This is a genomic window from Stenotrophomonas thermophila, from assembly GCF_001499715.1.
Taxonomy (GTDB): Bacteria; Pseudomonadota; Gammaproteobacteria; order Xanthomonadales; family Xanthomonadaceae; genus Stenotrophomonas; species Stenotrophomonas hibiscicola.
This window is the reverse complement of record NZ_CVIW01000028.1, coordinates 26,752-35,569: the sequence shown is the minus strand read 5'-3', so window position 1 is coordinate 35,569 and position 8,818 is coordinate 26,752. Positions and strand designations below refer to the sequence as shown.

The following is an 8,818-nucleotide window of genomic DNA, read 5'->3' as shown; positions in this document are numbered from 1 at the left end:
CCTGCACCTGCGCCCAGCCGTGCCGCGCCAACCATTGCGCAAACGCATGGTCGTCGGCGCTTCCAGTGAAACGGTCGGCGGCGTGCTGGCAATAGCGCAGCAGGGGTTCGCCTTGCGCATCGCGCCACGTCTGCATCTGTTCGCACTGTGCCGGGGCCTGCTGCCGCAGCCACTGGTGCACCTGGCGCAGCCAGCGCCACTTCAACGCCGCCGAGTGCGGCCAGTCGATGCGGCGCGCTGCGGTGGCGGCTGCAACTGCCGTCGCCAGTGCTTGGTCTTCAGCCAGCACGGCGTCGGCTGCCTCCGGCAGTACCTGCGGCAGGGACACCTGCAGTGGATCGAGCCAGTGCCGGTCGCTGGGCGAATAGGGGCTGTAACCTGGCCCAGGTGGCAAGCCGGCATGCAGCGGGCTCAACGCCACTGCATCGCCGCCGTGACGGTGCAGCAGTTCGCTCCATCGTGCACAGCCGGCGCTGTCACCGATGCCAGCGTCGCAAGAGGCGCGAAGGCTGTAGACCTGCGCCGACAGGCCCCAGCCGCGCAGCGTGCCCTGCGGCCACCAGGCACGTTGTGGCGCCACCGCAACCGCCTGTTGCCGGTCGCCCCGGCGCCACTGCCAGTAACCCGGCTGGTCCGGCACGCGCCAGCGCCCTTGCGCATCGGCGCGTGCCGGCAGCACTGCGCCATGCTCATCCACCCAGCACGCTGCGCCGGCTGCGTCCGGCATCGCCAGCAGCTGTCCACAGCAGGCCGTGCGCAGGCCACCGTGCTCGGGCGCTGCATCGCCCTGCAGCCCCTCCAGCACCGCGCGCAGCACGTCCGGTGCGACCTCGCGCTCGACACCGGCCACGTCGGTCCAGCGAACCAGCAGGCCCGCGCGCCGTGCCGCCTCCAGAACCGCCGCATCGGTCCTCATGCGGCGACCCAACAGGCAAGCACGCCGCCGCCTGCGGGCAGCAACGTGGCAGCGTCCGGCCCTACAACGTGCTCCCCGGCCGGCATCGCATGCACCACCGGCGACGGGCCGACATTGACCGCGATCCACCACTGGCCCGACGGCAGCTGCCAGCCCGCCTGCACCGCGCCTTCGCCCAGCACGCGCGCACCCAACGACCGCGCCTGCAGCAACCCGGGCTGCAGATAGCGCCTGCGCAGTGCCAGAAACCCGCTCGTGCAGCGCAGCCAGTCCTGCGACCAGGGATCATCGCCGGGCGGCGACGTGTAGGACGCCTGCAGGGTGGCCGGGTCGTTCGGGTCGGGAATACGCGCGCGCGAGGCGGCGTCGGCAAAGGCGCTGAAACCAGCGAACTCGCGGCGACGCCCTTCGCGCACCGCCTCGTCCAGCGGCGGCGCGTAGTCGGTGAAGAACAGGAACGGCGATTGCGCCTGCCACGGTTCGCCCATGAACAGCAGCGGGATCATCGGCGTCAGCAGGGTCAACGCCAGCGCCGCACGCAGCCGCGCAGGATCGGTCAGCATCGACAGGCGCTCGCCGAGAGCGCGGTTGCCTACCTGATCGTGGTTCTGCGCGAATACCACAAAACGCGCGGGCGACAGGTCGGCGCTGGGTTCGCCGCGGGGATCGCCGCGCAGGTCCGGTTCACCCTGCCAGGCGAATCCTTCGGCCAGGCAGCGCGCCAGCAGTGCTTCGGCGCGACCGGCATAGGCCGCGTAATAGCCCTCCTGCTCGCCGGTCAGCATCACGTGCAGCGCATTGTGGAAGTCATCGTTCCACTGCCCCTGGTAGGCGCCGCGCAGCCACCGCGCCTGGTTGCGCTCGTTCTCCAGCACCAGGTGCGCGTGCGGGGCCACCGCACGTACCTCATCGGCCAGCTGCTGGAGGAAACGGTCATCGTCAATGGCGTGCACCGCGTCCAGGCGCAGGCCATCGAAGCCGTAGTCGCGCAACCACATCAGCGCGTTGTCGATGAAAAAGCGCCGCACCCAGGGCTGGCGGAAGTCGATGGCCTCGCCCCACGGCGTGCTGCGGTCGTCACGGAAGAACCCGCGCGCGTAGTCGCGCAAGTGGTTGCCCTGTGGTCCGAAGTGGTTGTAGACCACATCCAGCAGCACCGACAGCCCTGCATCGTGCGCCGCTTCGATGAAGGCCCTCAGCGCTGCCGGCCCGCCATAGGCATGGGCCGGCGCATACGGGAACACGCCGTCGTAGCCCCAGTTGCGCTGGCCGGGAAACTGCGCGACCGGCATCAGTTCAATGGCGGTGATGCCCAGCGCGGCCAGCATCGGCAGCTGCGCGGTCAACGCCGCGAAGCCGCCGCCGGCCTCGATGTGTGCTTCATAGATCACCAGATCCTGCCAGGCATGCCCGCGCCAAGCGGGTTGCGCCATGGCCGTGTCCAGCACCACCGCGCTGTCTCCGTCGATGCCGTCCGGCTGCCAGCGCGAGGCCGGGTCGGGCACGTCCTGACCGGAAGGAAGGCGAAAACGGTAGCGGTCGCCATGCGATGCCGGTGTCCGCAGCCAGTGGCAGCCGTCCGGGTCACGTTGCATGGGCTGTTGCGTGCCGCGCAGGCACAGCGCCATCGTCCTTGCGTCCGGTGCCCACACGCGGAACTCCACCCCGTCACCGGCCACCGGCCAAGCGCCCAGGCGCGGGGCCACTGTGGTCATGCATCAACCTGCAGGTACAGCGTGGAAAGCGGCGGCAGCGTGAGCCGCAGCGACTGCGCGTGGCCGTGCATCGGCCTCGACTCGGTATGCACTGCACCGAGGTTTCCCGCATTGCCGCCACCGTAATACGCGCTGTCGGTATTGAGCCGTTCGCTCCAACGCCCCGGGTGCGGCACGCCGACCCGGTAGCCGTCGCGACGTACCGGAGTGAAGTTGCTCACCACCAGCAGGGTGCGGCCGCTGCCGGCCGGATCCCGGCGGATGAACGCGTAAACGCTGTTGCGGCTGTCGTCGGCCACGCTCCAATCGAAACCGCGTTCGTCGCGCTCGTCGCGATGCAAGGCGGGTTCGGCGCGGAGCACGCCGTTGAGGTCTCGCACCAGGCGCGACAGGCCCTGGCCCTCACTGCTGGCCGCCTGTGCCCAGTCCAGTACCGCATCGTGCGACCACTCGTGGCCCTGGCCGAACTCGCCGCCCATGAACAGCAGTTTGCTGCCCGGGTGCGCCCACATGAAACCGTAGTACGCGCGGAGCTGGGCCAGCCGCTGCGCCGGCTCGCCCGTCATCTTGGCCAGCAGCGCTCCCTTGCCATGCACCACCTCGTCATGCGACAGCGGCAACACGAACCGTTCGGAGAAGGCGTAGACCAGGCCGAAGCTGATCTCGCTGTGGTGATGCTGGCGATGGACTGGATCGCGTCCCAGGTACTGCAGGGTGTCGTGCATCCAGCCCATGTTCCATTTGTGGGTGAAGCCAAGCCCGCCCTCCTCCACCGGCGCGGTCACCCCCGGCCACGCGGTGGATTCCTCGGCGATCACCAGCACATCCGGGAAACGCTCACGCAGCGCCTGGTTCATCCGCCGCAGGAACGCGACCGCCTGCAGGTTCTCGCGCCCGCCCTGCTCGTTGGGTATCCACTCCCCCTCGGCCCGGCTGTAATCCCGGTACAGCATCGACGCCACGGCGTCCACGCGCAGACCGTCGATGTGGAACCGCTCCACCCACTCCAAGGCACTGCCGATCAGGTAGGCGGCCACTTCATTGCGGCCATAGTTGTAGATCAGCGTGTCCCAGTCGGCGTGTACCCCTTCGCGCGGATCCGCATGCTCGTACAGCGCGGTCCCATCGAACCCGGCCAGGCCATGCGCATCGTTCGGGAAGTGCGCGCTCACCCAGTCCACGATCACCCCTACGCCGGCCTGGTGGCAGCGGTCCACGAAGCGCGCGAAGGCCTGCGGCGTGCCGTGGCGCGCCGTCGGCGCGTAGATCCCCAGCGGCTGATAGCCCCAGGAACCGCCGAAAGGATGCTCGCTGACCGGCAACAGTTCGATATGGGTGAAGCCCAGCCCGGCCACGTACGGAATCAACCGGTCGGCCAGGGCATCCCAGTCCAGCGGCGCACCGTCGTCGCTGCGCTGCCAGGAGCCCGCATGCACTTCGTAAATCGACAGGGGTGCGCGGGTTCCGGCCTGGCGGCGGGCCGCCAACCATGCCTCATCGTGCCACTGCATCGGCACAGCCGAAGGCACCCGCGATGCGGTCGCCGGTGGCAGCTCGGCCCAGCGCGCCATCGGATCGAACTTGTCGGGCATCACCCGGCCGTCGGCGCCGACGATGCGGAATTTGTAGCGGGCACCGGCCTGCACGCCCGGCAGGAACAGTTCCCACACGCCGGCGGTGTGACGCAGCCGCATCGGATGGCGTCGGCCGTCCCACCCGTTGAAATCGCCAACCACGGCGACCCGCCGGGCATTGGGCGCCCACACCGCGAAGCGCACGCCCGCAATGCCCTGCACCTGCGTCGGCACCGCACCCAGCTGCCGCGCCGCATCGGCATCACCGGCATGGAACCGCTGCAGCAGGGCTTCGTCCAACAGTGGACCGAACGCATAGGCATCGTGCACCTGCTCCACGCCCTGTTCGAAATGCAGGGCAAGCAGCGGTATCGCCGCGTCGCCGGCCGCGCCCTCGAACAGGCCGGGTAACGGGCCGGGGGACAGGTCCCAGCGCCGCCCGTCGCCTGCAATCACCTCGACGCGCTGCGCGTGCGGCACCAGCACGCGCAGCTGGCGTCCGCCTTCTGGCTGGCGATGCGGGCCCAGCCAGGCGAATGCATCGGCCGGGCGTGCATGGACCAGGTCCTCCAGCGCCGGCGCGACACGCTGCTCCAATCCCGCCTCCGCGATGGTTTCATCCTCCAGGGCGGCCAGATGCAGGCTGTCGTGGCTCATGCGGCCACCTGGCAGGTCTGCTGGTACAACGCCAGGTAGGCGCGCCCTGCCGCATCCCAGCCACCTGGCCGCAGCATGGCCGCGCGGCGCATGGCCTGCAGCAGCCCCGGCAGGCGGAAGGTGCGCATCGCCCGTTCCACGCAGCGGCGCAGGCCATCGGCATTGGCGCCATGGAACAGGAAACCGGTCACGCCGTCCTCCACGGTATCCACCAGCCCGCCGGTCGCGTGTGCGATGGGCAGGCAGCCGAAGCGCTGCGCGTACATCTGGCTCAGTCCGCAGGGTTCGAAGCGTGAAGGCATCAGCAGGAAATCGGCGCCGGCAAACATCTGGCGGGCCAGCGCTTCCTCGAACCCGATGAAGGCGCCCACCCGCCCCGGGTAGCGCCGGGCCAGCGACTGCACCTGCGCTTCCACCTGCGGCTCGCCACCGCCGATGATGACCAGCTGGCCGCCGGCCGCCACGATCTGTGGCGCCACGTCGCAGGTGATGTCCAGGCCCTTCTGGTGCACCAGCCGCGAGACCACCGCGAACAGCGGCCCGGTCGACGGCGCCAGCCCGAACGCCTTGCGCACCGCATGGGCGTTGGTGGCGCGCCCGGTCCACTCGCCAATGCCGAAGTGGGCCTTGAGATGGATGTCGCGGCGCGGGTCCCAGCTGGCGTCGATGCCGTTGACGATGCCACTCAGGTGCCCGCCGGCTGCGCGACGCGCCAACAGGTCATGCAGCCCGCAGCCGTCATCCGGGGCGGTGATCTGCTGCGCATAGCGCAGGCTGACCGTGTTCAGGCGCGTGGCATTGGTGATGCCGCCCTGCAGGAACGACATCTGCCCATGGAAGTGCAGTTCATCCAGGTGTTCGGCCGGCACGCCTAGCACCGGCGCAAGCGCGTAGGGGAACAGCCCCTGGTAAGCCAGGTTGTGGATGGTCAGCAGAGTCGGCACGGCCGTCCGGTCCCAACGTACGTAGGCGGCCGCCATGGCCACCGGCCAGTCATTCAGGTGCAGCAGCTGCGGCGACCAGTCCAGCCCGGCACGCCCTGCCGCGATCTCCGCAGCCGCATGCGAAAGCGTGGCGAATCGAACCGCGTTGTCCTTCCACTCCTGCCCCTGCCCGTCCACGTAGGGCGAGCCCTCACGCTCGTACAGCTCCGCCGACAGCAGCACATAGATCGGAAGGCCGTCGGCCTGCACCGCCATGCCGATCGCGCACGCTGGCAAGCCGGCCCGCGCGCTGACCTGCCCCACCCGCTGCAACTGTGGCACGCGCTGCAGTACCTCCGGGTAGCCGGGCAGCAGCACGCGCGAATCACACGCACCGCGCACCGCACGCGGCAGGGCCGCAGCTACGTCGCCCAGGCCACCGGCCTTGACGAAGTCCGCCATCTCGGTGGCAACGAACAACACCCGCTGCACCAGTTCCGGCAGCTCCAGCGGTTGCGAGTGGCCGCGGCGGGTGCCGATCGGCACGGGCGTGACCGGAGAGATCGCAACGGGTGAAGCGGACTGGGCGGCGCGGGCCATGGGGATGATCTCGGATGCTTCAGGCAGACAGACGCCAGCGGCGCCCGGACGGGCGCTGGTGCTGGGAAGGAAGTCGACGCAGGACGTGGGGGACGCCAGCGAGAGGCTCAGGACGACAATAGCCCTCCATGCGATCAATCAACCGTGAAGCCATGGCGATTTCTTTGTGACAAGGCGTCATGAGCTCAGTACGCATGAGGTACGCCCGCCAGCCGCCCGTGCCTCTCCTGTAGAGCCGAGCCCACGCTCGGCTGCGGGCAGTCCCGTTGCCGCTCGAGCCGAAGTGGGCTCGGCTTTGCAGGGATTCTCCCTGCGACACCCGGTCGCAGCCCATCGCGCCACGCGCTTGACCAATGTCAAAACACCGGCCGCCGCGCGGGCGTATCTCTATGCAGGACCCGAACACGCCGGCACTGCCGGCCTCTACAAGGACCTTGCGATGAGCTACTCCCCCGACAACGCCCAGCTCCTGAATGCGCTGCAGAACGTCATGGTGATCTCCACCACCGACCTGCAGGGCAACATCACCTACGCCAATGACCTGTTCTGCACCCTCACCGGCTTTGCCCGCGAGGAACTGATCGGCCAGCCGCACAGCATCGTGCGCCATCCAGACGTACCCAAGGCCGTCTACAAGGACATGTGGGACACCATCAAGGCCGGCGGCACCTGGACCGGCATCGTGCCCAACCTGGGCAAGGGCGGCGTGCTCTATGTGGTCGATACCACCGTGCAGCCGCTGTTCGACGCCGAGGGCAACATCACCGCCTACATCAGCATCCGTCGCGTGGTGAACGACCTGATGCAGAACTACGACCTGGTCGAGTTCAGCAAGGAAAAGTTCGACGACTTCTACGAGGCCGCGTGAACGCTCTCCCGACCAGTACGCCCTTCAGCCGCCTGCTGGTGGGTTTTGCGTCCGAGTCGGGCAACGCCCGCGCCCTGGCCCAGCGTCTGGGCGCGGACCTGCAGCCGCATGCGCCGCAGGTGCTCCCGTTCAACGACATCGACGTGGCCAGTCTCGGCCAAGGCGACGTGCTGCTGGCGATTTCCAGCTCGTTCGGCGATGGCGAACCGCCGGCCAATGGCGAGCGGTTCTTCGAAACCCTGCGCCAGACCCCGACGCTGAGCGGCCTGCGCTATGCCGTGTTTGGGCTCGGTGACACCGGCTACCCGAGCTTCTGCGGCTTCACCAAGGCGCTGGATGCCGCGCTGAGCGAGCGCCAGGCGCAGCCGCTGCTGCACCGGGTGGATGCCGACCTGGGCTACGAGCAGTTCTTCCAGCAATGGCAGCCGGTGCTAAGCCAGGTGCTGGGTGGCGACCTCAGCGCTGGCCAAGACCTGCACCTGCAGGTCACCGCCTATGGCGAAGACAATGCCTTTTCCGCCCCCATTCTCGAACGTCGCCGCCTGAACAGCAGCGACCCGGCCGCGTGGCACCTGCAGCTGGACATTGCCGGAAGTGGCATGGCCTATCGCGCGGGCGACACCCTGCACGTAGTACCCGAGAACGATCCTGCCCTGCTGAAGGCATTGGCCACCTGGTACGGCGACACCACCGCCATGGCCGCCCTGCATGACCGCGAGCTGCGCCTGCTGAGCAAGGGCGTGCTGCGCGAACTGGCCCGGCTGGGCGGTAGTGAGGCGCTGAAGGGCCTGCTGAAGGTCAGCCAGAAGCGCGAGCTGGAGGCCTACCTGCACGGCCTGGACCTGCTGGACGTGCTGCAGGACCACGCTACGCCGGACAGCGTGCCACTTGCCCGGCTGCGCGAACTGCTGTCACCGCGGCTGCCGCGTGCCTATTCGATCGCCTCGCACCCGTGCGACGACCAGCTGAGCCTGTGCGTGCGCGAAGTGCATTACACCCTGCGCGGCCGCGAGCGCTTCGGCACCGCTACCGGCAGCCTGCTGCACGGTGGCGACCACGCCCGTGTGTACTGCCGTTCCAACCCTGGCTTCCACCTACCCGATACCGGCGAGGCACCGCTGCTGCTGGTCGGTACCGGTACCGGCATTGCACCGCTGATGGGACTGATGCAGGAGCTGCAGGCCAACGGCTGCGAACGCGAGGTGCACCTTGTGTTCGGCGAGAAGCACAGCAAGCACGACTACCTGTTCGGGGACCAGCTGCAGGACTGGCATACCCGGGGCGTGCTGGCCGGCCTGCATACCGCGTTCTCGCGCGATGGCGCCGAAAAGGTCTATGTGCAGCATGTACTGCGGCAGCGCAGCGATGAAGTGCGCGATGTGCTGGCCCGCGGTGGGCATCTGTACCTGTGCGGCAACAAGCGCCACCTGGAAAGCGCGGTGCGCGAGGCCATCGATGACATCGCTGGCGAAGGGCGCTGGGACGCGCTGCGCGGTGAAGGCCGCACGCACTGTGAGCTGTACTGATCCATGGCCACCGGACCGCACGGACCTTGAACCGGTAGA

At 68.8% G+C, this 8,818-nt stretch carries 6 protein-coding genes; 2 read left to right on the top strand and 4 right to left on the bottom strand.

Annotation, left to right across the window (positions count from 1 at the left end; translation table 11 throughout):
• From BN1263_RS13250 to glgA, 4 genes are all read right to left on the bottom strand, one after another.
• The coding region (locus BN1263_RS13250) for a 4-alpha-glucanotransferase (protein ID WP_186008971.1) at window positions 1–916 on the bottom strand (916 nt) is incomplete at its 3' end.
• On the bottom strand, window positions 913–2,631 hold the full coding sequence (gene treZ, locus BN1263_RS13245) for a malto-oligosyltrehalose trehalohydrolase (protein WP_058981738.1): 1,719 nt from the start codon (window positions 2,629–2,631) through the stop codon (window positions 913–915). The genes BN1263_RS13250 and treZ, both read right to left, overlap by 4 nt.
• Window positions 2,628–4,862, bottom strand: a complete 2,235-nt coding sequence (locus BN1263_RS13240) for a 1,4-alpha-glucan branching enzyme (protein ID WP_058981736.1) — start codon at window positions 4,860–4,862, stop codon at window positions 2,628–2,630. Before BN1263_RS13240 ends, treZ begins: the two co-directional genes overlap by 4 nt.
• On the bottom strand, window positions 4,859–6,385 hold the full coding sequence (glgA, locus tag BN1263_RS13235; RefSeq protein WP_080398823.1) for a glycogen synthase GlgA: 1,527 nt from the start codon (window positions 6,383–6,385) through the stop codon (window positions 4,859–4,861). The genes BN1263_RS13240 and glgA overlap by 4 nt, the downstream gene beginning before the upstream one ends.
• A gap of 439 nt (window positions 6,386–6,824) precedes the next feature.
• On the opposite strand from glgA, the gene BN1263_RS13230 reads away from it, so the two are divergent.
• Entirely contained in the window at window positions 6,825–7,253 is a 429-nt protein-coding gene (locus BN1263_RS13230) for a PAS domain-containing protein (RefSeq protein ID WP_049469642.1), read from the top strand.
• Window positions 7,250–8,779 carry a diflavin oxidoreductase gene (locus tag BN1263_RS13225; protein WP_058981733.1) on the top strand — a complete coding sequence of 510 codons (1,530 nt, stop codon included), beginning with the start codon at window positions 7,250–7,252 and terminating at the stop codon, window positions 8,777–8,779. The genes BN1263_RS13230 and BN1263_RS13225 overlap by 4 nt, the downstream gene beginning before the upstream one ends.
• Window positions 8,780–8,818: the final 39 nt, after the last annotated feature.

What these genes read in the sequence shown, in the direction of transcription:
- BN1263_RS13240 (WP_058981736.1), bottom strand. Translation starts at nt 4,862, where the DNA reads ATGAGCCACGACAGCCTGCATCTGGCCGCCCTGGAGGATGAAACCATC.
- treZ (WP_058981738.1), bottom strand. Translation starts at nt 2,631, where the DNA reads ATGACCACAGTGGCCCCGCGCCTGGGCGCTTGGCCGGTGGCCGGTGAC.
- glgA (WP_080398823.1), bottom strand. Translation starts at nt 6,385, where the DNA reads ATGGCCCGCGCCGCCCAGTCCGCTTCACCCGTTGCGATCTCTCCGGTC.
- BN1263_RS13230 (WP_049469642.1), top strand. Translation starts at nt 6,825, where the DNA reads ATGAGCTACTCCCCCGACAACGCCCAGCTCCTGAATGCGCTGCAGAAC.